The organism is Acinetobacter harbinensis, assembly GCF_000816495.1.
Taxonomy (GTDB): Bacteria; Pseudomonadota; Gammaproteobacteria; order Pseudomonadales; family Moraxellaceae; genus Acinetobacter; species Acinetobacter harbinensis.
The window spans coordinates 1815090-1840119 of record NZ_JXBK01000001.1; the positions used below are offsets into that span (position 1 = coordinate 1815090).

General features: G+C 39.8%; 22 protein-coding genes. 19 read left to right on the forward strand and 3 right to left on the reverse strand.

All coding sequences use genetic code 11. The features are described from left to right. Window positions 1-17 precede the first annotated feature (17 nt). From SE27_RS08485 to SE27_RS08495, 3 genes are all read left to right on the forward strand, one after another. Window positions 18-1019, forward strand: a complete 1002-nt coding sequence (locus SE27_RS08485; protein WP_039622567.1) for an LLM class flavin-dependent oxidoreductase — start codon at window positions 18-20, stop codon at window positions 1017-1019. A gap of 177 nt (window positions 1020-1196) precedes the next feature. Next, window positions 1197-1667, forward strand: coding sequence for an inner membrane protein YiaA (gene yiaA / locus SE27_RS08490; protein ID WP_039622568.1), 471 nt, complete (start codon window positions 1197-1199; stop codon window positions 1665-1667). A gap of 325 nt (window positions 1668-1992) precedes the next feature. Continuing rightward, a complete protein-coding gene (locus SE27_RS08495; RefSeq protein ID WP_039622570.1) occupies window positions 1993-2547 on the forward strand; it encodes an NAD(P)/FAD-dependent oxidoreductase in 555 nt (184 codons plus the stop codon). A gap of 195 nt (window positions 2548-2742) precedes the next feature. Here the strand turns inward: SE27_RS08495 and ppsR are convergent, their stop codons facing one another. Continuing rightward, entirely contained in the window at window positions 2743-3579 is an 837-nt protein-coding gene (gene ppsR, locus SE27_RS08500) for a posphoenolpyruvate synthetase regulatory kinase/phosphorylase PpsR (RefSeq protein ID WP_039622572.1), read from the reverse strand. A gap of 154 nt (window positions 3580-3733) precedes the next feature. Here ppsR and ppsA point away from each other — a divergent pair, with 154 nt between their 5' ends. The 14 genes from ppsA to alr all read left to right on the forward strand — a co-directional run bounded on the left by ppsA (window position 3734) and on the right by alr (window position 19488). Beyond that, complete coding sequence (gene ppsA / locus SE27_RS08505) at window positions 3734-6112, forward strand: phosphoenolpyruvate synthase (RefSeq protein WP_039622573.1); 2379 nt, start codon at window positions 3734-3736, stop codon at window positions 6110-6112. Window positions 6113-6181: 69 nt separating this feature from the next. Further along, window positions 6182-6946, forward strand: a complete 765-nt coding sequence (locus SE27_RS08510) for an RDD family protein (RefSeq protein WP_039622575.1) — start codon at window positions 6182-6184, stop codon at window positions 6944-6946. A gap of 312 nt (window positions 6947-7258) precedes the next feature. Beyond that, window positions 7259-8320 (forward strand): ubiquinol oxidase subunit II, encoded by a 1062-nt coding sequence (gene cyoA / locus SE27_RS08515; protein ID WP_039622576.1) that lies wholly within the window; start codon window positions 7259-7261, stop codon window positions 8318-8320. Window positions 8321-8323: 3 nt separating this feature from the next. Beyond that, window positions 8324-10312, forward strand: coding sequence for a cytochrome o ubiquinol oxidase subunit I (gene cyoB / locus SE27_RS08520; protein ID WP_039622578.1), 1989 nt, complete (start codon window positions 8324-8326; stop codon window positions 10310-10312). Between the two features lie 4 nt (window positions 10313-10316). Further along, the gene (gene cyoC, locus SE27_RS08525) at window positions 10317-10937 is read left to right on the forward strand and encodes a cytochrome o ubiquinol oxidase subunit III (protein ID WP_039622581.1); all 621 of its coding nucleotides are present in this window, start codon (window positions 10317-10319) and stop codon (window positions 10935-10937) included. Further along, on the forward strand, window positions 10937-11263 hold the full coding sequence (locus SE27_RS08530; RefSeq protein ID WP_039622582.1) for a cytochrome o ubiquinol oxidase subunit IV: 327 nt from the start codon (window positions 10937-10939) through the stop codon (window positions 11261-11263). The genes cyoC and SE27_RS08530 overlap by 1 nt, the downstream gene beginning before the upstream one ends. A gap of 10 nt (window positions 11264-11273) precedes the next feature. Continuing rightward, window positions 11274-12152, forward strand: coding sequence for a heme o synthase (gene cyoE / locus SE27_RS08535; protein ID WP_039622585.1), 879 nt, complete (start codon window positions 11274-11276; stop codon window positions 12150-12152). Window positions 12153-12263: 111 nt separating this feature from the next. After that, on the forward strand, window positions 12264-14375 hold the full coding sequence (locus SE27_RS08540; RefSeq protein WP_039622587.1) for a hypothetical protein: 2112 nt from the start codon (window positions 12264-12266) through the stop codon (window positions 14373-14375). A gap of 9 nt (window positions 14376-14384) precedes the next feature. After that, a complete protein-coding gene (locus SE27_RS08545) occupies window positions 14385-15134 on the forward strand; it encodes a DUF3142 domain-containing protein (RefSeq protein ID WP_039622588.1) in 750 nt (249 codons plus the stop codon). A gap of 148 nt (window positions 15135-15282) precedes the next feature. Then, window positions 15283-15669, forward strand: coding sequence for a 30S ribosomal protein S6 (rpsF, locus tag SE27_RS08550; RefSeq protein WP_039622590.1), 387 nt, complete (start codon window positions 15283-15285; stop codon window positions 15667-15669). A gap of 11 nt (window positions 15670-15680) precedes the next feature. Continuing rightward, a complete protein-coding gene (gene rpsR, locus SE27_RS08555; RefSeq protein WP_004648825.1) occupies window positions 15681-15908 on the forward strand; it encodes a 30S ribosomal protein S18 in 228 nt (75 codons plus the stop codon). Window positions 15909-15917: 9 nt separating this feature from the next. Further along, on the forward strand, window positions 15918-16364 hold the full coding sequence (gene rplI, locus SE27_RS08560; RefSeq protein WP_039622594.1) for a 50S ribosomal protein L9: 447 nt from the start codon (window positions 15918-15920) through the stop codon (window positions 16362-16364). Between the two features lie 249 nt (window positions 16365-16613). Beyond that, window positions 16614-18059, forward strand: coding sequence for a replicative DNA helicase (gene dnaB / locus SE27_RS08565; protein WP_039622595.1), 1446 nt, complete (start codon window positions 16614-16616; stop codon window positions 18057-18059). Between the two features lie 361 nt (window positions 18060-18420). Beyond that, window positions 18421-19488, forward strand: coding sequence for an alanine racemase (gene alr, locus SE27_RS08570; protein WP_039622597.1), 1068 nt, complete (start codon window positions 18421-18423; stop codon window positions 19486-19488). Between the two features lie 128 nt (window positions 19489-19616). Here alr and SE27_RS08575 read toward each other — a convergent pair whose 3' ends face one another. After that, window positions 19617-20351, reverse strand: a complete 735-nt coding sequence (locus SE27_RS08575; RefSeq protein ID WP_039622599.1) for a proteasome-type protease — start codon at window positions 20349-20351, stop codon at window positions 19617-19619. 230 nt (window positions 20352-20581) lie between these two features. Then, window positions 20582-21184 (reverse strand): alpha-E domain-containing protein, encoded by a 603-nt coding sequence (locus tag SE27_RS08580; RefSeq protein ID WP_039623896.1) that lies wholly within the window; start codon window positions 21182-21184, stop codon window positions 20582-20584. 666 nt (window positions 21185-21850) lie between these two features. On the opposite strand from SE27_RS08580, the gene SE27_RS08585 reads away from it, so the two are divergent. Continuing rightward, window positions 21851-22849 carry a helix-turn-helix transcriptional regulator gene (locus SE27_RS08585; RefSeq protein ID WP_039622600.1) on the forward strand — a complete coding sequence of 333 codons (999 nt, stop codon included), beginning with the start codon at window positions 21851-21853 and terminating at the stop codon, window positions 22847-22849. A 392-nt stretch (window positions 22850-23241) separates the two neighbouring features. Continuing rightward, window positions 23242-24912, forward strand: a complete 1671-nt coding sequence (locus SE27_RS08590) for an FMN-binding glutamate synthase family protein (RefSeq protein WP_039622602.1) — start codon at window positions 23242-23244, stop codon at window positions 24910-24912. The last annotated feature ends 118 nt before the right edge of the window (window positions 24913-25030 follow it).

The following is a 25030-nucleotide window of genomic DNA, read 5'->3' on the forward strand; positions in this document are numbered from 1 at the left end:
AATGACTGAGAAAACAGATGCGCTTATTAAAAGACACTCCATTTTCAATTCTTGAACTTGCTCCTGTTCGTGATGATAAAAGCATTCAGTTTTCACTTCATCATGCACTGGACGTTGCAAAAAAAGCAGAACAATTGGGCTATAAACGGTTGTGGCTTGCAGAACATCACAATATGGATGGCATTGCCAGTTCAGCTACGGCAGTTTTATTGGGCTATATTCTGGCCAATACAGAAAGCTTAAAGGTGGGTTCTGGCGGTATTATGTTGCCTAATCATGCACCGTTAGTGGTCGCAGAACAATTTGGCACCTTGGCCACACTATATCCTGATCGCGTCGAATTAGGCTTAGGTCGAGCACCCGGCACCGATCAAATCACCATGCGCGCCCTGCGCCGTGGTCGCCAAGAAACCGAAGATCAGTTCCCGCAAGATGTACAAGAAATTCTACAATATTTTAAAGCACCCACTGCACAACAACGTATTGTGGCTACACCGGGTCAAAATACCCATGTACCAGTATGGTTGTTGGGTTCGAGCTTATTTAGTGCACATTTGGCTGCTAAATTAGGCCTGCCCTATTCATTTGCTTCACATTTTGCACCGCGCATGTTGCAACAAGCCATTCAAGTTTATAAAGAGAATTTTCAGCCGTCTGAATATTTAGATCAACCTTATATTTCTATGGGTGTGCCTGTGGTGGTGGCAAAAACGGATGAAGAAGCACAATACTTGGCCACCAGTGCTTATCAACGTGTACTGGGCTTAATGCGCGGACAAAGCTTAAAACTAAAAGCTCCTGTTGAGAGCATGCAAGGTTTGTGGTCGCCAGCAGAGAAAATGTCAGTCGATAATTTTTATGCAATGGCACAAATTGGTTCAGAGCAAACGGTTAAAGCTGGTTTGCAACAACTGCTAGAACAATACGACGTAGATGAGTTTATATTCACTTGTGATATTTACGATACCGATAAGCGTCTTGAGAACTTTGAACGCTTAATGAATATTAAAACGGCATAAGCCTGCTTTATGTTGTAGTGAAATAGCACCTATCTCAGGTGCTATTTTTTATGGTGCGTGATTCATGTCGCCCGATATCTGAGTTTATTTCAATCAGCGCAAACAATCTTTGCGATCTGCTGTAACTTCGGCATAATAGTGATATAAAAACAAGCTGATATAAAAATGGAAACCCGTATGAATCAATATATTAATAAACCAACCTCGGCATTCATTGCCGCAAGTTGGGTTGCCCTGATTGCAGGTGCTGCTGCTTATATTATTGGCTTATTCAATGCAGATATGCTGCTAAATGAAAAAGGCTATTATTTGATCTTAATTTTATATGGCCTATTTGCTTCAATTTCCTTACAAAAGATTGTCCGCGATAAACTTGAAGGCGTACAAGTTACCACTATCTATTATGGACTGTGTTGGGCCTCTATCATCATTTGCGTGGCTTTACTTGCAATTGGTCTATGGAATGCCTCACTTCAATTAAGTGAAAAAGGTTTTTATATTATGGCTTTTTTACTGAGTCTATTTGGGGCTGTGGCAGTCCAAAAAAACATTCGTGATTTAGATTATTTACGCACACATACCCAGCTTCCACATGTACCCAACTACGGCGCTAGCGAATTTGAAAAAATTCAGCACGATGATGATTAACATCACATTAAACTTTATGAAAACAGTAATCTAAGACCTACTGATCAAGTTCAATTTCTTACACTGTTTAATCTATTCGGTCAATTTATGGGTTAACCAATAACTTATTCAGTGTATTAAATCAAAGGCTATAAATTGCTTTATTCTGTCTCTTTATCTATAAAACACCATCTCGTTTTAAATCCGATTACAGCGTTATTTATAAAGACTCTAACCTTGTGATGACTGTCAAGCATGTACAAAAAACTTTACCAGAAGTTGAATGTTGGTTATATCAATAGCGATACAGCTAAAACATACAAGTACAACAAGGACGGATAGAAAAATGGTTAATAAGAAAAAAGATCCATTGGATGGTTTCTTTCAGAATTCAGCTGATTTTTTCCAAAATTTTAAAGGAACGCTACTAACTGCTGAGCAGATTAAAACTTTTGATTTTTCGGGTTTGACTGTGGCCATTGTGGGTGCCAACCAAATGACCGTGTGCCATTTAGAGCAGATTTGCAACACTGCCAAAGCAGTAGAAGTCTTTCAAATTATTCCACATTTTGTATTACCACATACCGAAAGAGGGATTCACAAACTACTTTCACATCCGCTAATGGTAAAGAATCGTCGTTTATTTAACAGCCGAATTAAATCCTTATTGGCCATTCGTCATCTTGAATCGCAAGTGACGGACAATTGGCTAAAAAGTCAACTGATGCCAAATTCAGCCAGTGAAAATAAAGTATTTTTTAAATCCGATAGTTACTATGCCGCGCTACAACGTAAAAACTGTAGGCTGGTGACTTGGCCGCTGGTAAAAATTAGCGATCACGCACTACAGAGCATGGATGGCGTTGAACATTCAGCCGATATAATCATTACCACATATTAAAATGCCACGATAAAAAAAGAGATCAATGGATATGGATCTCTTTTTTATACCCAACTATTTTCAATATATTGAGAATTATTTTTTGACAGCTTAAGTCGCTACCGATTAACTTAGTCTTTTGATCCAATCATTTAATGCAAGTCATAAAATAAGTGTCTGCATGTAGACTCTTATACGCATAAAATGTAATGACAATTAACCAATCCGACGTTTTAAACCGGTCATCTGTAAAACACGAGTGGAGATTTCCTCAATCGACATCTCAGAGACATTTAAATATTTAATTCCTTCTGAAATATAAATCCCTTCGACTGCCCGAAGCTCCATCTGGCACTGACTAAAACTGGCATAACGGCTATTGGCTTTGCGCTCAGTACGAATTGCAACCAAACGCTCAGCATCAATCATCAAACCAAATAATTTATGTTTGTGTGCTTTTAATACACTTGGTAAGCGATTGTCGTCTAAATCTTCTTCAGTCAAAGGATAATTTGCAACCCGAATCCCAAATTGTAAGGACAAATAAATGGAGGTTGGGGTTTTTCCAGAGCGCGATACGCCAATTAAAATTAAATCAGCTTTGTCGTAATGACGTGTACGTGCGCCATCATCATTGTCTAAAGCAAAATGTACAGCATCAATACGGGCTTTATATGACTCCGAATCGGTCACAGCATGGGTCTGCCCGACTAAAGTTGTAGGCGCTGTACCTAGCACTTCCGACAGCTTACCAATAAGCCCTTCAAAAACATCAAGATTGACAGCATTTGCAGTGTTAATAATATCACGCGCATACGGATCAATAAGCGTATCAAACACCAATGGCAGCTCTCCATCTTGCTCGGAACGTCGATTAATTTCCGCCACCACATTCATTGCCGCTTCTTCAGAGGTAATATAAGGAATGATATGAATGTCAAAATCAACATGAGGAAACTGAGCGAGCAAGGAGTGGCCAAGGGTTTCAGCGGTAATGGCTGTACCGTCTGAGATGAAAAACACGCTGCGCTTAATTTGTTTACCTTCTGACATTAAAATTCTCCTTAAATATTTGTCTAAGTGCTTTAAAATCTTTATAGTAAACCGATCTTACATGACTGTCGTTGCGTAAAACCAAAAAGCGAAGCGATTTGTTATAATTTGATGCCAAGATAGTGATTAATACTGCAAAAGTGGAGTAACAACTTTGGAAGCGCGCGTAATTGGTCTAGAAAAATTAGGGAAACACGACGTTGAACTTGTAGGTGGGAAAAACTCATCTTTAGGCGAGATGATCAGCCACTTATCTAATGCTGGTGTTTCAGTACCAGGTGGCTTCGCAACTACAGCTGATGCTTATCGTGAATTTCTCGAGCAAAGTGGGCTAAACGCTAAAATTCAAGCAGAGCTATCAACGTTAGATGTTGATGATGTAAACACGCTTGCAGAAACTGGTGCAAAAATTCGTCAATGGATTGTCGATACTCCGCTTACAGCAGAACTTGAAAAAGAAGTTCGTCACGCTTTCGCAGAACTATCTAACGGCAACCCTGATATCGCGGTTGCCGTTCGTTCATCTGCAACTGCAGAAGATTTACCGGACGCCTCTTTTGCCGGTCAACAAGAAACTTTCTTGAATATTCGCGGTATCGACAACGTATTGATCGCGATCAAAGAAGTATTTGCTTCTCTTTATAATGACCGCGCTATTGCTTATCGCGTACATCAAAACTTTAAACATGAAGTGGTTGCCCTCTCTGCGGGTATCCAACGCATGGTGCGCTCTGAAACAGGTGCAGCTGGTGTAATGTTTACACTTGACACTGAATCTGGTTTCCGTGATGTGGTGTTTATTACTTCATCTTATGGTTTGGGTGAAATGGTCGTTCAAGGTGCTGTAAACCCTGATGAATTTTACCTTTCTAAACCATTATTAAATGCAGGAAGACATTCAATCCTACGTCGCAACCTTGGCTCTAAACATCAAAAGATGATTTATGGTGAAGAAGGCGTGACTGGAAAATCAGTGATTGTAGTCGATGTCGACAAACAAGAACGTCAACAGTTTTCTTTAAATGATCATGAGTTGCAAGAATTGGCAAAACAAGCCTTGATCATTGAAAACCATTACGATTCACCGATGGATATTGAATGGGCAAAAGATGGCGACGACGGTGAAATCTATATCGTTCAAGCACGCCCTGAAACCGTTAAAAGCCGTGAAAATGTCGGCACCATGGAGCGCTATTTGCTTAAGCAAAAAGGCACCGTGATTTGTGAAGGTCGTTCAATCGGTCAGCGTATTGGTTCGGGTCGCGTTCGTATTGTGACCTCAATCAAAGAAATGGACAAAGTACAACCTGGTGACGTTTTAGTTTCTGATATGACCGATCCAGATTGGGAACCGGTTATGAAACGTGCTGCGGCTATCGTCACCAACCGTGGTGGTCGTACTTGTCACGCAGCGATTATTGCGCGTGAACTGGGTGTCCCAGCAATTGTGGGTTGTGGCAATGCAACTGAAGTACTGGTTGATGGTCAAGAAGTGACTGTATCTTGTGCTGAAGGTGATACGGGCTTTATTTATGAAGGTTCTTTGGATTTCGAAATTCAACGTAATTCAATTGAATCTATGCCAAAACTTCCGTTCAAAATTATGATGAACGTGGGTAACCCAGATCGCGCATTTGACTTTGCAACCATTCCGAACGAAGGAATTGGCCTTGCACGTTTAGAATTCATCATCAACCGTATGATTGGTGTGCATCCTAAAGCACTATTAAATATTGATAGCTTGCCACGTGAAACGCGTGCTGCGGTTATGGCACGTACTGCCGGTTACTCATCTCCAATTGAATTCTATGTTGAAAAATTGGTTGAAGGTATCTCTACCCTTGCTGCAGCTTTTGCCGACAAACCGGTGATTGTTCGTATGTCTGACTTTAAGTCAAACGAATATGCGAACTTAATTGGCGGTAAACTGTACGAACCAGAAGAAGAAAATCCAATGTTGGGTTTCCGCGGTGCAAGCCGTTATGTTTCTGATAATTTCCGTGATTGTTTCGAGCTTGAATGCCGTGCCTTGAAAAAAGCACGTGACGAAATGGGCTTGACCAACATTCAAATTATGATTCCTTTTGTGCGTACTGTGGCAGAAGCGAAACGTGTGATGGAATTGTTGGCACAAAATGGTCTTAAACGTGGTGAAAATGGTCTTAAAGTGATCATGATGTGTGAACTACCAACCAACGCATTGTTGGCTGAACAGTTCCTTGAGCACTTTGATGGCTTCTCAATCGGCTCTAATGACTTAACACAGTTAACGCTCGGTCTAGACCGTGACTCTGGTATTGTTTCTCACTTATTTGATGAGCGTGATCCCGCCGTAAAAGCATTACTGTCTATGGCAATTCATGCGTGCCGCAAAGCGGGCAAATACGTTGGTATTTGTGGTCAAGGTCCATCGGATCATCCAGATCTTGCAAAATGGTTAATGGAACAAGGCATTGAGTCTGTTTCTTTAAATCCGGACTCGGTTTTAGACACTTGGTTCTTCCTTGCTGAAGAAAAAGCTCAACAAGGTTAACAAAACGTGTTAAAAAAAGACCCATCCGTGGGTCTTTTTTTCAATTTCAATTTTTGAGATATTAATTTTATGCAAATTTACTTGGCTCGTAATAATCAACAAGCTGGTCCATACACCTTAGAGCAACTGAATCAAATGCTCACAAGTCAACAAGTTCTGCTTACAGACTTGGTCTGGCATGAAGGTATGACCGAATGGAAGGCTTTAGGTGAATTAACCCAAGGTAAGCTTGTATATCAACCGATAGGTTATAATCCCGCTCCATCTGAACCGACACACTTTCAGAATCAGGATGTTCATCAAGTAAAAATTGAAAAAAAGGCAGCGCTAAATAATGAACTGGCATCTATACCTACACGGGTATTGGCCAAAGTGATCGATTTACTTCTGTGGTTACCTGCCGCCGCCATTCCATCATTTTTCTTAAAAGCAGAGCAGTTTAATGAACTCTCTGAAATTCAACAAAAAATGCAAGCTACAGACAGTCCCAATCAAGCCGTGCAACTACAACAACAATTATTTACCCTTATTCCCATGGAAGCATGGCAAGCGATGTTCATTTATATTTTGATTATGCTTGGTATTCAAGCATTTATGTTGGCAAAATCGGGACAAAGCATTGGTAAAAAACTGACTAAAATTAAAATTGTAGATGCCGAAACAGGTGAAAAAGTAAGCCTCATGCGCGCCTTTACGCTACGTAGCTTTATTTTTATTATCTTAAATATGTTGTTTATGCCGATTATTACCATCATCGATCACATTTTTGCGCTGAGTGAAAAACGCCAAACATTGCATGATAAATTAGCCAAAACCAAGGTGGTAAAACAGTAGTTCATTACTTTAAAACAGGGATAACTGCACTTCCCTGTTTTTCTACAATATTGATATTTCATCAAATATCAACAGCAAAACTTGCGCTGCAAGCTCATAGATACGCCCTGATAACAGCCATTTAAAGCCACTTTCATATAGCTTAGTTTGCCAATATAAGGCATAATCCCCTACAACGTAGCGGTGTCTCATCATTGGGAGGCTTTTCTATGCTTGGACTTTTCAAGCGAAAGTTATTTCCAATTATGCGCGACACTATAATCGCTCTCCCATATTAAATTAGGGAATGGGACTCTTCACCGAGGTTGTAAAATGAGACAAACAATTTTAGCTGTATTGTCTTTATCTGCGCTAGCTGCACTCTTAACTGGGTGTGGTGGTGATATGGTACTTCTGAACTCAAAAGGTCCAGTTGCTGAAGGTCAAAGTGGCCTGATGATGACTGCGATTTACTTAATGCTTTTGGTGGTTATTCCATCAGTTATCATGGCATTGTGGTTCAGTTGGCAATATCGCGCATCGAATAAAGACGCAGACTATAAACCTACCTGGACGCACTCCACAGCTATTGAAATTGTAGTTTGGGGTATCCCCGTTATTATTATTGCTATTCTAGCGTGGCTAACATGGTGGGGTACGCATAAGTATGACCCTTACCGCCCGCTTGAATCTGATAAGCCAACTTTAAATGTTCAAGTTATTGCTGAACAATTTAAGTGGATCTTCATCTATCCAGAACAAAGCATTGCGACAGTAAACGAATTACGCTTCCCAGAGAAAACGCCGGTAAGCTTACGTGTTACGTCTAACTTCACAATGAACTCGTTCTTTATTCCTGCTTTGTCTGGTCAAATCTATGCCATGGCAGGTATGCAAACTCACTTGAACGTATTGGCTGATGAAACAGGTATATTCCGTGGTTTCTCATCTAACTATTCAGGTTATGGTTTCTCACAAATGCGCTTTAAAGCTCATTCTGTAACAGATGAACAGTTTGCAAATTGGGTAGCAGCAGTTAAGGCAGGTAATGGTACTTCAGTTAACCCTGAAGCAATTCAAAAAGGTATTTTAGACCAAACTGAATTTGCAACCTTACGTGATGGTAACCGCGGTAAGCACCAAATTGAAGCGTTAATAGCAAAAGCGACAACTCCAGAAGAAAAGGCTGCTGCCGAAGCGATGACGCCTTATCCAACTAAGCCACATCCAGTGACTTACTATTCTTCAGTTGAACCTAAATTGTTCGAATCGGTGATTAATAAATACATGAGCAACTATCACGGTGCTGATCACTCAGCAACGGTAGGTCATGAAGCTGCGGCTTCTGGCGCGCATGTAAATGTTGACCATGCGACTGCTTCTGTAGAGGAATAAGACATGAGCTTCTTAGGTAAGTTAGGACCCGATGTAATTCCATACGATCCAATCGTATTGGTAACAGTTGCAATGATGGTTCTAGGTGGCCTTGCTGTTGTTGCAGGGATCACCTACTTTAAAAAATGGAACTACTTGTGGACGGAATGGTTCACATCGGTAGACCATAAAAAAATTGGTATCATGTACATCTTTTTATCTGTAATCATGCTTGTGCGTGGTTTTGCAGATGCGATCATGATGCGCCTTCAATTGTTCCTTGCAAAAGGTGGCGGTGAAGGTTATTTACATCCCGAGCATTACGATCAGATCTTTACTGCGCATGGCGTAATTATGATCTTCTTCGTGGCGATGGGTCTTGTGGTTGGTTTAATGAACATCGCTGTGCCTTTACAAATTGGTGCGCGTGACGTTGCCTTCCCATTATTAAACTCTTTAAGCTTCTGGTTGTTTGCCGGCGCTGTCGGTTTAATGATGGCATCCCTTGCTTTAGGTGAGTTTGCTGCAACAGGTTGGATGGCTTACCCTCCACTGTCAGGTATTGAATACTCTCCGGGCGTAGGTGTTGACTACTATATTTGGGCACTACAAATTTCTGGCTTAGGTACGCTTTTAACAGGTGTTAACTTCTTTGTTACCATTATTAAAATGCGCGCCCCAGGTATGGCCCTTATGGATATGCCGATCTTTACTTGGACTGCACTTTGTACGTCTGTATTGATCATCGCGGCTTTCCCAGTGTTGACCGCCACTATTGCAATGTTAACCCTTGACCGTTACTTCGATTTCCACTTCTTTACCAATGACTTGGGTGGTAGCCCAATGTTGTATGTGAACTTGATTTGGACTTGGGGTCACCCAGAAGTATATATCTTGGTATTGCCTGCATTTGGTATTTACTCAGAAGTTGTAGCGACTTTCTCGCGTAAAGCATTGTTTGGTTATAAATCAATGGTGTATGCAACTGTTGCAATCACAGTATTGTCTTTTGTTGTATGGGTGCATCACTTCTTTACCATGGGTGCCGGTGCCAACGTTAACGCGTTCTTCGGTATCATGACCATGATTATTGCCATCCCAACTGGGGTGAAAATCTTCTCGTGGTTGTTCACCATGTATAAAGGTCGTATTACCTTTACCACTCCAATGCTTTGGACACTTGGCTTCCTTGTGACTTTTGGTATCGGTGGTTTAACAGGTGTATTAATGGCAGTTCCACCAGCGGACTTCTTGGTACACAACTCATTGTTCTTAATCGCTCACTTCCATAACGTAATTATTGGTGGTGTAGTGTTTGGTATGTTCGCAGGTATCATTTACTACTGGCCAAAAATGTTTGGTTGGAAATTAAATGAAGCTTGGGGCAAAGCTGCATTCTGGTTCTGGTTCTTCGGTTTCTACTTTGCATTTATGCCACTTTATATCCTTGGTTTCATGGGTATGACACGCCGCTTAAATACCTATGACAACCCTGAATGGGATCCGTACATTGCTATTGCTTTGTTTGGTGCGGTTCTAGTTGCACTTGGTATTGCATGTTTCTTAATGCAAGTCATTGTTGGTTTCTTACAACGCAACGACAACCTAGACCTTACTGGCGATCCATGGGATGGCCGTACTTTAGAATGGGCAACATCTTCACCTGCTCCGTTCTATAACTTTGCTCATCTTCCAGTGGTCAATGGTATTGATTCATTCTGGACTGACAAAGAAAATGGTATCGCATACGTTAAACCAACCCAGTATGAAGATATTCATATGCCAACTAACCGTGCTGCTGGCTTTGTTATTGCCATGTTCATTACTGTTATGGGCTTTGCTTTAATCTGGCATATTTGGTGGTTAGTCGCTATCGGATTCATTGGTGCTATCGTTTCGTTTATCGTAAGTTCATTCACTGAAAAAGTGGATTACTATGTGCCTGCTGCTGAAGTAGAACGCATTGAAAACGAACGCTATGCGATTCTTGAAAAACACTTGAGGAAGGACTAAGACAATGGCTGAAGTACTTCATCACGACAACCATGGCCACGATGAGCATCATCACCACGATGATACAGACATCACCGTCTTTGGTTTCTGGACTTATTTGATGAGTGACTTGATCCTATTCGGGACACTCTTCATCGCGTTCGCTGTATTAAGCAGTCACATTCCAATGGGCACACCAAGTGCAAAAGAGCTTTTTGGCGATTCTTTAGGTTTCGTTTTAACTGAAACTTTTGCGCTACTGATCTCTTCTGTGACTTTCGGTTTTGCCGTACTTGCTTCATACAAAAAAAATGTAGGTCAAGTTTTAACTTGGCTGGCGATTACTTGGTTATTTGGTGCTAGCTTCATCGGCATGGAACTCTATGAGTTTAGCCACTTAGTTCATGAAGGTCATGGCCCAACCACAAGTGCGTTCCTATCTGCGTTCTTTACTTTAGTCGGTACGCACGGTATTCACGTAACTTCAGGTTTGGTGTGGATGATCTTGTTGATGGTTCAAATCAAGAAAAATGGTTTGACTCTTGCCAACACGCGTCGTCTGGCTTGCCTAAGCTTGTTCTGGCACTTCCTTGACATCGTTTGGATCTGTGTATTCAGCGTCGTTTATTTGATGGGAGTTCTCTAATGAGTCACGATCACAACTCTGCTGGTGCATCGCACGGTAACGTGAAGCAGTATACTATCGGGTTTATCCTCTCAGTTATTCTCACGATCATTCCTTTTGGAATGGTCATGAGTGGCGGATTTTCACGTGGTATTTTGATTACTGTAATTGCTATTACTGCAGCTGTTCAGGTTCTAGTACAGCTTATGTTCTTCTTGCACATGAACTCGTCTTCTGAGCAACGTTGGAACGTGATTGCATTTATCTATACTGTGTTATGTATTGCTGTGCTTTTGATTGGTTCTGTATGGATCATGAACTATTTGCACTTCAACATGATGATCTAACCTGATTGACATGCTGAAAAAGTATTTATTCCTAACTAAACCAGGAATTCTCTTTGGTAACTTTGTTACCACTTTGGGCGGCTTTTTCTTAGCCGCTCAAGGTTCTGTAGATTTCCTTTTATTGCTTATTACCCTCATTGGTACCACTTTGGTGGTGGCCTCTGGTTGTGTGATCAATAACGTTATTGATCAAGACATCGACCAAAAAATGCAGCGCACAAAAAATCGTGCGATGGTCACTAAAACCATCTCTCCTGCTATTGCGTTAGCTTATGCTGCCGTACTGGGTGTGATTGGTTTTGCTATTTTATGGTTTTGGGTAAATGCGTACGCTTTTCTATTTGCGGTGCTTGGTTTTGTGGTCTATGTGCTTTTTTACAGCCTGTGGACAAAACGTACAACCATTCACCAAACTGTTATTGGAAGTATTTCTGGGGCCAGTCCACCAATAATTGGATACACCGCTGTTAGTCATGAATTTGACATGGCCGCACTGCTTATTTTTATTGGTTATGCGCTTTGGCAAATGCCACATTCATGGGCAATTGCAATCTATCGCTTTGATGACTATAAAAATGCAGGCATTCCGATTCTTCCTGTCGCACGTTCTATTTTACGCACTAAAATTGAATCACTGATTTATGTGGTTTTATTTACCATCGCTATGAATGCTTTATTTGTTTATGGTTATGCAAATTGGCTGTACTTAGTGATTTTAAATGCATTATGCATTTATTGGTTTTATATTGGCGTGCTTGGTTTTAAAGCTGAAAATGATCAATTATGGGCAAAACGTTTTTTCCTATTTTCTGTCATTTTAATTACAGTGATTAGCATCTGTTTTAGTTTTACCTCTACAGCACCCTTGACAAAAATCGTGTTTTTCTAAAGAGATAGAGTTGAACTCTATCTCTTTTTCTTTTTTAAATTTCTGTTTTATTTCACTTACCGCTTAAAATTGCTACACTCATCTCACAATAACAAATTCAATCCATGAGCCATGCATAAGCTATTAAAAACAATCCGCACCACTGTTTATCTTTCTATGTTGCCCCTTTGCGCATACACCATACACAGCCATGCCGGTGCAGATATCTCATGTCAGCCCAGCACCACACTCTCAAACAATCAATATACTGCCTGTGATAGCTTACCTGTACTTAGCCCCGCCAATGACAATCGCGTTAATATCCTATTGCTGTTAAGTGATAAGAACTTGGCGACGCTGTTAGCGCCCAAGCCTACCGCATCGCTTTGGAACACCGAATATAGTAGCGTACCTTTTGATGTAAACTCCTTTACTCAACGTGTTGAGAATAAATCCGCTTCCTCAGGAAAAAGTACATCTTCGGCGGCCTATTCTTATCAAGAGCATTGCAACTCAATAACCACAGGTTTATCCGATTTCACTCAACAGGTGAAAAATGATGCCCATATATCAGCCTCTGAAAAAGACATTCTGATTAAAGCACGCAGTAAATTACTTGAATGCACAGCGCCGCTGTCTTTAATGCGCATTGACCCAAACTGGTCGATCTATACACGGCAATATGCATCTTATTTAAATGCCAGTATCGCTTTTTATAATACGAATTTTTCTACAGCCACCAAAATTTATGCCTTACTGACTCAAGTCGATCAACCTTGGCTTAAAGAAACTGCGCAATATATGCTCATTCGCAGTAACTTAAATGCCGCCTATCAAAGTGGTTTGGCTGAATATGGCGATCTTGATGTAAACAAAATTAATCCAGTATTATTAAAAGACTTTTTTAACAGCATCACTCAATATTTTGAGCTTTATCCAAACGGGCGATATGTTGCAAGTGCGCGTGGATTGTTACGCCGTGGCTATTGGTTAAACAATCAACCTGATTTATTACGCAATGAATTGGCTTGGCAAATTAATCATCCGCAGTCTAAATTTTATAATTTAGATATGCAGAATGTGGCGTTTGAGATTGATCGTCATGTTTTTCAGACAGAAAATTTACATAAGAAGAAACTGGAAGACCCTTTCTTTTTAGTAATTTACGATTTAATGCAGATGCGTAAACCGGAAACTAAAGATGATACCGTCATCAGTTGGACTGAGCTGAATGCACAAAAAGATTCCTTCAAACAGCAGCCCGAATTATTTCAATATTTACAAGCCAATCATTTATTCTTTGTGCAAAACAAACCCCAAGAGGCTTTAAATTACTTACCTACAGAAAATCCAAAAAGTATCAGTACTTATTTACAACTGAGCCAAGCATTCTTAAAAGGCCGTATTTTAGATAAAATCGAGCCACAAGCGAATGCCCAGCGCTATTGGGAAAACCTGCTTGGGCAAGCAAAAACTGTATATCAACGCGGTTTATTTGAATTGGCACTCTATCCACATTATCTTAAACAACAAAACCTAGAGGCTTTTATTGGCGCTAATGCCAAAATCAAACAATTATCACTGCAAAAAAGCTTTATTGAGCAATCTGCTAATGAATACAGCTTAATCAAGATGGTTGAATCCTCTACAGCCAATATTGCACAGAAAAATTTAGCACTATACACATTGCTCAATAAGTCGCTGGTGCATCAAAATTTTAGTTTATTTAATCAGGCCTATCGCTCGCTTCCAACCCATGCAGCACAGTACAAAGGATATAACAGTGAAAGCACTATGCTTAAAAATTATCCTCCTTTGGCCAACTTCATTTGGAAAGGCAGCGTTATTACCCCTCAACTAAAGTGTCCAGAACTTAAACTATTGGGCTTACAATTAAGCGAAAAACCACAGGATCTGGACTTAAGATTATGCTTAGGTGAGTTTTTTAGAAGTGAACAAAGTTGGCAGATAAATAGGCTTACCGCTACAGAAAAACAGCACGCTACCGTGCAAGGCCCTATTTTTAAACGTGGCGAAGTTTATAAAGACATTATAAGTACGCCAAGCAAAAGCGAGATTAAAGCCTATGCTTTGTACCGCGCTATTCAATGCTATGCACCCGCAGGCGACAACGAATGTCATGATCAGGATGTCGCTAAAACGGTGAGAAAGCGCTGGTTTGATGAATTAAAACGTGATTACCCCAACAGCACATGGGCTAAATCGCTTAAATATTATTGGTGATTTAAAGCAATGATACGGCTTACTCAGACTATTTTACTGCTTTTTTTGAGCTTATTTTTGAGTGCGTGTCAGCCTACACAGTCGGCGACACCAATCAATCGTGTTGATGCAAAAGATTATTCCGCTTTTTGGATTTGGGGCGATATCTCAAGCGCGCCCTACTTAAGCAAAGCCCAAGAGCTGTATATTTTACAAGGTGAGATTATAGTTGATGCTACTAACAAAAAATCGATTCTCATACCGCAAGGTATATCCGTTTTAATACAGCCAAAGAAGAAAATTTGGTTGGTGTTTAGAACGCATCATCTCAATTGGACAACAGAGAATGTACAGCTCATCTTAAAACGAATAGCACAATGGGAAAATGCAGGTAATCACATCCAAGGCTTACAAATTGATTTTGATAGTAAGACCAAGAATCTAAAAGACTATGCGCTTTTTTTACAGAAAATTCGAACTCAACTGCCTCAAAAATATCAACTGAGTATTACTGGTTTATTGGACTGGAGCAACGTAAAAGACACCCAAACCTTAGATATATTGGCAAAAAACATTGATGAACTGGTGATTCAAAGCTATCAAGGCAATCATACCGTGAGCAACTATCTTGATTACTTAAAGCGCGTGACTGCGCTTAAGTTGCCTTATAAAGTGGGCTTGGTTCAACATGGTTTGATTTCAAAGCACCATTTTTTTGAAACCGATGTAAATTTTAAAGGCTATGTTGTTTTTCTACTGCGTTCTAAAGCGCGCAGCTAAATACACCACACATAAAAGATTCCCTTGTAATTTCAGGCTAAAAGCCCTAAAATCACGCTTCGCAATTTATGCGGCACGACTTAGGTTGTGACTCCTTGCCCCTGAGTCTTATTTAGTTAGGGGCTGTATAAACCGTAAGGAGCTGACAATGCGTCACTACGAAATCGTACTATTGGTACATCCAGACCAAAGCGATCAAGTTGTGGGTATGGTAGAACGTTACCTAACTCACATCAAAGATGCTGAAGGTCAAATTCACCGTCTAGAAGATTGGGGCCGCCGTCAATTGGCTTACCCAATTAACAAAATTCACAAAGCGCACTACATTCTAATGAACGTTGAATGTGGTCAAACTACGCTAAATGAATTAGAAGAATTGTTCCGCTATAATGATGCGATCCTTCGCAACGTCATTATTCGTCGTGAACACGCAATTACTGAAGAGTCGTTGCTTGCTAAAAGTGCTGAAGAAAAGCGTGCGCGTAAAGCTCAACGTGAAGAAGCACAACAATCTCAAGATTCTGCTGAAGCATAAGGAGAACATAAATGGCACGTTTTTACCGTCGTCGCAAGTTCTGCCGCTTTACAGCTGAGAAAGTTGCGTACATCGATTATAAAGATATCGATACTTTAAAACAGTACATCACTGAAAATGGCAAGATTGTTCCTAGCCGTATTACAGGTACTAAAGCTCGTTACCAACGTCAATTAGCGCTTGCGATTAAACAAGCTCGCTATTTGTCTTTGATCCCTTACACTGACAATCATAAGTGAGGTTGAGCTGTGGATATTATTTTACTACAACGCATTAAAAACCTTGGCAAATTAGGCGATAAAGTTTCAGTTAAAGCTGGTTACGGCCGCAACTTTCTTATCCCTCAAGGTAAAGCAGTAGCAGCGACTGAGTCGAATACTGCTGCTTTTGAAACTCGTCGCGCTGAACTTGAAAAGCAAGAAGCTGATATTTTAGCTGCTGCTCAAGCACGTGCTGACCAATTGAACGAAGTTAACATCGTTATCACTGCTAAAGCTGGTGATGAAGGTAAACTATTCGGTTCAATCGGTTCTCGTGACATCGCTGACGCGTTAACGAATGCCGGTCTTGAAGTTGACCGTGCAGAAGTTCGTTTACCAAATGGTGCGCTTCGCAACACTGGTGAATTTAACATCGCAATCCAATTGCATCATGATGTTATTGCTGAAGTTCTCGTTACTATCGTATCTGAGTAATTTTTGCACAAAAAAGAGTATGCTTTTGCATACTCTTTTTTTATCTCTAAAAATAGTCCAAATAGCTTATGTCAAGCATTTCACCTCCTGATCAAAATTTATTTTGACTGTTTTTAGCTGAATGAAATTTTCGATTCGCATTTTTTTTAAGAGCGCGTATTATCTGTTACTAGCACAATGGTTGAAATTTATTCTTTGTTGCAATTTTTCAAGTTATTTCTATATTGCATTTAAAAATTAGGGTTTTATATGTCACAGGCGAATGCCAATGCTACGTTTAGCGCATCTAAAGTAGACAATAAAGGTCATGAACCGAGCCAATTAAAAGAGTTCCGTACTCCGCCACATAACTTAGCCATTGAGCAAGCAGTGCTTGCAGCACTGATGACAGTGGCTGAGTCGTTTGAACAAGTGGGTGATGTACTGAGTGAAAATGATTTCTATGCCACACGGCACAAATATATTTTTCGCGCCATTGAAAAATTGACGCAAGAAAACTCTCCTTATGATGCGGTACTGGTCAACGACTGGTTAATTAAGCAAAATTTGCTTGATGCAGTCGGCGGTGAAGAATATTTAATGCAACTCATGGCAGACTCCCCTTCTAGTTTTTATAACCTTGAAACCTATGCCAATAAAATTAAAGAATTTGCAACGTTACGCGGCATGATTAAAGTCAGCTCTGAAATTTTACAAAATGCCTATGACACCAAAGGCCGGAGTGTCAGTGAAATTTTAGATCTGGCTGAAACCAATATTTTCTCTATCGCAGAACAGCATAATAATAATGCCAAGGCGCAAGGGCCAAAACCGATTAATGCAGTCGTTGCCGACGTGTTTGACAAACTAAATGAACTGTCACAAATGGAAGGTAGTATTACTGGTTTAACCACCGGTTTTATGGAATTAGATAATAAAACTTCCGGTATGCAATCTGGCGATTTAATTATTGTCGCCGCCCGTCCGTCTATGGGTAAAACCACGTTTGCGATGAATCTCATTGAAAGTGTGTTATTTAACTGTGACTTACCGGCTTTAGTATTTTCTATGGAGATGCCTGCCGATTCTATCGCTATGCGTCTAATTTCAGCCTACGGTAAAGTTCATCAAGGACACTTACGCTCAGGTAAATTAGATGGCGATGAATGGTCTAAAGTAACCGGTACAATTTTACAGTTACAAGAAAAAAATCTATATATTGATGATTCTTCTGCTTTACCACCGACTGAATTACGTGCGCGTGCACGACGAATTGCCAAAGCGCATGGCGGTAAAATTGGCTGTATTATGGTCGATTATCTACAACTGATGAAAGTTCCGGGTATGGGCGATAACCGTGTCGGTGAGATTTCTGAAATTTCTCGTAGCTTAAAAGCACTGGCAAAAGAAATGAAATGTCCGGTGATTGCTCTGTCACAGCTGAACCGTTCATTAGAAAATCGTCCCAATAAACGTCCAGTGATGTCTGACTTACGTGAATCGGGAGCGATTGAGCAAGATGCGGATTTAATCATGTTTATTTATCGTGATGATGTCTATAACAAAGACTCAAAAGAAGCCGGCACAGCAGAAATTATTATTGGTAAACAACGTAATGGTCCAATTGGTACAGTTCGTTTAGCCTTTGAAGGTCAATACACGCGCTTTAGTAACCTTTCACCCGAGTTTTACTCACAATACAGTGATGATGAATAATCACAATTTAAACGAGGCGATGGCCTCGTTTTTTTATATCTCTTTTATTGAAATTTAAACCTGCGTACTTTAAGTGCTTTTTTAATACAGTGCGTTTTAGAAAAGATCAATTTTAAGTGGTCTAAAATAAAAGTGCCTTGCGCATTTATTTCACTATTTTGCACAATCCAGTTTAATTTTAGGGTGAAACCGATACCTACATACTGTTTATTTTAAGCCATAGGCATACAATAAAACCCTTCATTATACTGATCATCTCACTCATAACATGTGGGCTTATTCATCTATAAATTGCGCTAATCATCATTTAACCATTTGATTAAATGATGATCATGCAAGCAATATTTTAAGGAGTCAAAAGGTGCGCCAAGCAACAGTTTATATTGATAGAGAAGCGCTGCAATATAATTTAAATCGCGTGAAACAACTTGCACCCACTGCTCAAATTTTAAGTATGGTAAAAGCCAATGCCTATGGGCATGGCGTTAAAGACTGTTTAACTGCCTTAAGTGAAACCGATGCTTTTGGCGTGGCTTGCCTTGAAGAAGCGCTGGAAATTCGCCAACTTGGCGATCAGCATCCTATCACCTTAATTGAAGGTGTTTTTTCGATTGATGAGATGCAACTAGCAATTGAACATAACGTTGAATGCATGGTGCATCATCAGCAACAACTAGACTGGTTATATGCCCATCAACAGCAGTATATTGCACAAAATTTAAAAGTCTGGGTCAAGCTGAATAGCGGCATGAACCGAATTGGTTTTAAAATTTCTGAGATTATTGAGGTTATTCAAAAACTTAAAGCCTCAGGATTTACCTGTGTACTGACCATGCATTTTGCCAATGCCGATGTAGAAAATCACCTCTTAAATGAGCAACAAAAAAATCAATTTCTTGCTGTTAAACAAGCATGCGCGCCCATTCTGGCCTCTTGCTGCAACTCAGCAGCGCTGTATCAGTGGCCAGAATTAAACTTTGATTTTGTACGCCCCGGTATTATGTTATACGGCGCATCGCCTTTTGCAGATCGAACGGCTGCTGATTTAGACCTTAAACCAGTGATGACCTTTACTGCTGAAATTATGGCATTAAACCAAATTGGTGTTGGTGAACACGTCGGTTATGGCTCGACTTTTACTGCTCAAAAAGACACTGAACTGGCCATTGTCTCCATTGGTTATGGCGATGGCTATCCACGGGCTTTTATTGATCAAAACTATGTGGTGATTAACGGTAAACAAAGACCGATTATCGGTCGTGTGGCCATGGATATGATTGCGGTTGATGTGACCGGACTTAATGCCGGAATTGGTACAGAAGTAGAGCTTTGGGGTAAACAGCGCCTTGTAGATGATGTCGCTAAAGCCAATGCCACAATTGGCTATGAACTTCTTTGCCGCTTAAGTGCGCGCCCAAAAAGAAAGTAAAAATCCTATCCAATAAAACCCAAGTTCTGCTTGGGTTTTATTGAATTGAAACCATCTGACCAGCGGCCAGACTAGAATATAAAGATTCATCTTTGCTTTGCCCTGCTCTTAATCAGAACACCATACGACTATTCTAGATAATCAGCCGTTGGAACAGGCAATTGTTGCAAACCTAGGCGTAAAGTATCTGACCACTCTTTACTCAGCTGCCTAAAATAAGGATCTTCTTGGTAAATACGTTTGCCATTGGAAATATGCAGCGAATCTTTTTTATATACAATAAGGTCCAAAGGCATCCCCACTGAAACATTAGAGCGCAAAGTAGAATCAAACGAAATAAGACAACAGCGAGCGGCTTCATCAAGTGGCATTTCATAGCTTAAAGCGCGATCGAGTATCGGTTTACCATATTTACTTTCACCAATTTGAAAATAAGGCGTATCTTCAGTGGCGCTAATAAAATTCCCTTGCGGATAGATATTATACAGTTGCATCGTGGTATTACCAATTTGCCCACCTAACAGTAAACTACAATAATAATTACTGCGCTCTTGAATATCGTCTGTGACATCCGTAATGACTTTTTTGAGCAGATCTCCCACCAACTCCGCCATTTCAAACATGGTATTAACGCTATATAGATTGGGCTCTACTTTTAATTCCAGATGATTGTTTAAATGACCAATGACCGCTTGCGTGGTGGCTAAATTTCCTGAAGTTTGTATGGTAATAAATCGCTCTCCCTCTATACCAAAAGTATAGAGCTTACGAAATACTGAAATATGATCTACTCCCGCATTCGTACGGGTATCACTGACAAAAATCAATCCATCTTTTAAACGTAACCCACAACAATAAGTCATCCACAACTCCTGAGGATTTTCTCTATCTGACATTCAGAGGCATTTCCAAGCAACCGCAACATGAGCTTAGCAAAGATGAACAGTGCTTATATTGAATCAGAATTGGAAATACAGGTTCAGCGCAAATAATGCATGAATAGTACCCAAACAATAGCACTTATTTTTATTAAATACTGTCATTCTCACAGAATCAATCAACCCAGATCTATCACGTGGATGATTTACTGCGCTTACGCACTTAACTCAAATAAATTCTCGATATGATCACTAAAATGATAAAAATGTGTACTGTCCGGATTTGATTTTAATTGTTGCCAGACTTTCTTTATCCGACTGCCTCGTATCTTAGACAACAAGGTAATAATTTTATCCAGCTCAATCAGTGTGGCGGTTTGGTCTTGTTTTAAACGAATTTGACGATTTAATTGTTCTATATTTTGACCTAAACTAAAAAATATGAAAATATCTTCAGATTCTAATTCAATGACTTCCTTACACTCGGCCGCTACTTCGCAGATATAAGCCGTATTATTATCAGCAGTGTGAATGAGTTGCTTGAGTTCACTATACGTTTGTGCAGAAAAGACCTCATCTAACGCTTGTATATTGTGCCGCGCAGCTTGAAATTGCTGAGCAAAAGATGAAGGCTGCTCCTCATCAAATAACAATACATTCAATGAACTGGCATCGAAGGCAGGTAAGCAAAAAGCATGTGCATATTGCAGAGCGGCTTGATTATCATAAAATGGAAACTGACTACATAAATACTGAATACGAGTTAAATATCGGCCCAACCAAAAAACATGTTGAGCCTTACTACTCTGTAATAAAATCACGATTTCACTCTCATGGTTAAATGTTTATCAATCAAAATGATGAATACATCCTGTTCTTTTATTTCACTGACCGCTCAATTATTCATGTTAAAAATAAGCGTATAAGATGCTATGGCATAAATAAAGCTGAAGGCAATTTAAGTAGACTATAAACCCCTCTCAAATCCGTTAAATACTCCTGACTGTTTACACATCTTCAAACGGCGTTAGATAATAAGAAATATCGAAAAATAGTGCGGTTTTGCTTAAGCACAAACTACAGCACCCAACTGCATTAGCCCGTATTTCTCACATAAACCTTATTTATACCTACAAAAAAGCGACATATTTTTACTCAATAGCCCAAATAGGACTTGTTTAAATTATTCTGATACAGAAATCTGCTGAAAAATGGCGATCTGATCATTGATCTCAAATATGGGCATTTTATAACTTCGATAAATTACATCTATCAAGGGTATTTTCATTATTGCAGATCACTTATTGGCTCTTTAGGCTAATCTGGGTCAGAATTTTACTATTACAGTTTTTATTTTTCATTTACAGATAAATAATCTATACAAATCAATAAGGAAATACAAACAGCATAAAATACTCAGTTTTCTTATTGTGTTCGTGATTTAATGCAGCTATAAACAATCGACTCCGTTTTTAATTTTAGTTATGTCTTTACAAGAAAAAGAAACCTCAAACAGTCTATATCGCCAATGGCAAATCCTATCGCGTCTGTCTACAGGTAAGTGGATGGGTACGCGTGAATTACAAGAGATTTTGCAACGTGAAGGCATTGATATCAGCCTACGTACCATCCAGCGCGACTTAAACCAGATTTCGTTACGTTTCCCAATTGAAAGCAGTAAAACCGTACCACAAGGCTGGCGTTGGCGCTCAGATGCCCCAATCCAAAGCCTACCGCATATGACCAGTTCGCAAGCAGTGACCTTTATGATGGTCGAGGAGCATTTAAAACATTTACTGCCGCCCAGTTTAATTGAAGAAATGAATCCGTGGTTTGATTTGGCACGGCGCAGTTTATCGACTCAAAATAATGTCCGACAATGGATTAATCGCGTGCGTATTGTTCCTGCCACTCAGCCGTTGATTCCGCCTGTAGTTGAAAAACAGGCGCAACAAGCAATTTATGAAGGCTTACTTCAAGACAAGCAATTAGAATGTGTTTATCAAGGCCGTAATCTGTCTGGTGAAGAAAAAACCTATATATTGAATCCGCTGGGATTGGTGCAAAAAGGTGCAATTATTTATTTAATTTGTACCCGACAAGATAAAACGGATATTCAAACCTTTGCATTACACCGCTTTAAATCGGCCAGTGTGTTAAATTCACGCGCCATGCATCCTGTCGATTTTGATATTGATGCTTATATCGACTCTGGGGCATTGGGTTTTAGAGTTGACTATAATCAAGCCACGCAAAATATTGTACTTAAACTGATTATGTCTGAACAAGATGCGCATTACTTTGATGAAAGTCAGCTCAGTAAAGATCAAACTATTGAGAAGTTAGCAGATGGTCTGGCGCAAGTGACGGCCAACGTGCCTTTTACCTCTCAATTGGTGTGGTGGTTAAGAGGCTTTGGCAATAAAATTCAGCAGATAGAACCGATTGAAGTGGCAAATGCAGTACGTCAACTTGTCGATTAAATTCAGCGCTTGAACCAAATTCTATACAGTCCCCATTCGTGGGACTTTATGTTTTATTGAGATCCTCTTTTTAAGCTACTCTGTTTAAATGAGGTAAATCGTGATTTTAAAAAAATGCCCTGTTAGACCAATAAAATTGATTTTAATTTTAGCTTAAGGTTTTGCTTACGATTCTGTTAAAAATAATATCGCAAATAGAGAATATTTTTAAATCAAAGAGTCCAACAACTAAGATTAAGTTTTAGTCCCAATGATCATTTATGATCGATAGAATAAAAAAGAATAATATGCTTCGAAGATGCAGGTGAAGTGTTTTACAAATCAAAACTTGTACATCATTTATAAACTAGGCACATTCAAGTGATTGATTATGCTATGGGGAAAAATTAAGAATGCCGGGTCCAGTTCAAATCGTTAGACATAAACTTTTAAATACTTTTTTCTCTCGTAATTCCGTGTGGTTGGCTTGTATTTTTATCGCTTTAACGATTACTTGGTTTCATCTGAATTACGCACCGCATTATATTTATTATTTTGTTTCAGAAACCCTATTAAATTCAATTTGGCTGATTTCTGGCCTTTTAAGTGTGATCGGTTTATATGATGTATTACAAAACAAGCATTCTATTTTAAAGAACTATCCAATTATTGGCCATTTTCGCTTTATTTTTGAAGAATTTCGGCCTGAAATTCGGCAGTATTTTATTGAATCCGATCAAGATGCTTTGCCCTTTTCACGTATGCAGCGCAGCTTAGTTTATCAACGTGCCAAAAATGAGAATTCAGATAAACCTTTTGGCTCCATTATTGATGTCTATCAAGAAGATTATCGTTTTATTACGCACTCCATTACACCGTGTGAACCTGCGCATCCGGATAGCTTTCGCGTCACTATTGGCAATCAGCAATGTAAACAGCCTTATAGCGCTTCCATTATGAATATCTCTGCCATGAGCTTTGGCAGCTTAAGTGCCAATGCAATTCGTGCCTTAAATTTAGGCGCTTATCAGGGTGGTTTTTATCACGATACTGGTGAAGGCAGTATTAGTCCGTATCACTTAGAACATGGCGGCGATATTGTTTGGGAATTGGGCAGTGGTTATTTTGGTTGCCGAACGCTAGAGGGACAATTTGATCCAGAGAAATTTACCCAACAAGCGCGTTTACCGCAAATTAAGATGATCGAGATTAAATTATCGCAAGGTGCAAAACCCGGTCATGGTGGTATTTTACCCAAAGATAAGATTTCTGAGGAAATTGCTCAAATTCGCGGTGTTAGTCGTGAACATGATTGTGTGTCGCCGTCTCAACATTCGGCATTTAGCACACCCATTGAAATGATGCAGTTTATTCAACAACTTCGTGAACTCTCCGATGGAAAACCAGTCGGTTTTAAATTGTGTATCGGACAACCTTGGCAGTTTATGAGCATTGTAAAGGCCATGCTGGAAACGAAAATTGTCCCCAATTTTATTGTGGTCGATGGCGCTGAAGGTGGAACAGGTGCAGCCCCCATCGAACTGATTGATCACATGGGTACACCGTTACGAGAAGGCTTGTTGTTTGTGCACAATACTTTGGTCGGCGCAGGACTTAGAGAGCAAATTAAAGTCGGTGCCAGTGGTAAAATCATCAGTGCTTTTGATATTTCAAGCACCATGGCACTGGGTGCCGATTGGGTCAATTCAGCGCGTGGCTTTATGTTTGCAGTGGGATGTATTCAAGCGCAAAGCTGCCACACCAATCAATGCCCTGTCGGTGTAGCTACGCAAGATAAAGACCGACAAAAAGCTTTAGATGTTCCCACCAAAGCTGAACGCGTGTTACATTTTCATAAAAATACCATGCATGCGTTATCCGAGATGATTGCCGCCGCAGGCCTTAAACATCCAGCAGATCTTAAAGCGCACCATTTGGCACAGCGCATTAATGACCGAGAAATTAAGAACTACGCACAATTGCACTTCTGGCTGCAAGATGGTGAATTGCTTCACAGCACCGATCAAGATGAGGAAAATTTTTATTCTCGTATGTGGAAACTGGCGCATGCCGATCATTTTTAAACAGATGAGCGCGGTCTAAACATTTAAATAGTGCTCAAGACTTTATTTGAATGTAAAAAAGAGATGAATACTGGAAAGTATTCATCTCTTTTTATTTAAAAATTTTAATCACGCGGGT

What these genes read in the sequence shown, in the direction of transcription:
- SE27_RS08590 (WP_039622602.1), top strand. Translation starts at nt 23,242, where the DNA reads ATGCCGGGTCCAGTTCAAATCGTTAGACATAAACTTTTAAATACTTTT.
- SE27_RS08530 (WP_039622582.1), top strand. Translation starts at nt 10,937, where the DNA reads ATGAGTCACGATCACAACTCTGCTGGTGCATCGCACGGTAACGTGAAG.
- cyoB (WP_039622578.1), top strand. Translation starts at nt 8,324, where the DNA reads ATGAGCTTCTTAGGTAAGTTAGGACCCGATGTAATTCCATACGATCCA.
- SE27_RS08545 (WP_039622588.1), top strand. Translation starts at nt 14,385, where the DNA reads ATGATACGGCTTACTCAGACTATTTTACTGCTTTTTTTGAGCTTATTT.
- ppsR (WP_039622572.1), bottom strand. Translation starts at nt 3,579, where the DNA reads ATGTCAGAAGGTAAACAAATTAAGCGCAGCGTGTTTTTCATCTCAGAC.
- cyoE (WP_039622585.1), top strand. Translation starts at nt 11,274, where the DNA reads ATGCTGAAAAAGTATTTATTCCTAACTAAACCAGGAATTCTCTTTGGT.
- rpsR (WP_004648825.1), top strand. Translation starts at nt 15,681, where the DNA reads ATGGCACGTTTTTACCGTCGTCGCAAGTTCTGCCGCTTTACAGCTGAG.
- rpsF (WP_039622590.1), top strand. Translation starts at nt 15,283, where the DNA reads ATGCGTCACTACGAAATCGTACTATTGGTACATCCAGACCAAAGCGAT.
- cyoA (WP_039622576.1), top strand. Translation starts at nt 7,259, where the DNA reads ATGAGACAAACAATTTTAGCTGTATTGTCTTTATCTGCGCTAGCTGCA.
- SE27_RS08510 (WP_039622575.1), top strand. Translation starts at nt 6,182, where the DNA reads ATGCAAATTTACTTGGCTCGTAATAATCAACAAGCTGGTCCATACACC.
- SE27_RS08495 (WP_039622570.1), top strand. Translation starts at nt 1,993, where the DNA reads ATGGTTAATAAGAAAAAAGATCCATTGGATGGTTTCTTTCAGAATTCA.
- SE27_RS08575 (WP_039622599.1), bottom strand. Translation starts at nt 20,351, where the DNA reads ATGACTTATTGTTGTGGGTTACGTTTAAAAGATGGATTGATTTTTGTC.
- SE27_RS08585 (WP_039622600.1), top strand. Translation starts at nt 21,851, where the DNA reads ATGTCTTTACAAGAAAAAGAAACCTCAAACAGTCTATATCGCCAATGG.
- cyoC (WP_039622581.1), top strand. Translation starts at nt 10,317, where the DNA reads ATGGCTGAAGTACTTCATCACGACAACCATGGCCACGATGAGCATCAT.
- yiaA (WP_039622568.1), top strand. Translation starts at nt 1,197, where the DNA reads ATGAATCAATATATTAATAAACCAACCTCGGCATTCATTGCCGCAAGT.
- SE27_RS08485 (WP_039622567.1), top strand. Translation starts at nt 18, where the DNA reads ATGCGCTTATTAAAAGACACTCCATTTTCAATTCTTGAACTTGCTCCT.
- SE27_RS08540 (WP_039622587.1), top strand. Translation starts at nt 12,264, where the DNA reads ATGCATAAGCTATTAAAAACAATCCGCACCACTGTTTATCTTTCTATG.
- dnaB (WP_039622595.1), top strand. Translation starts at nt 16,614, where the DNA reads ATGTCACAGGCGAATGCCAATGCTACGTTTAGCGCATCTAAAGTAGAC.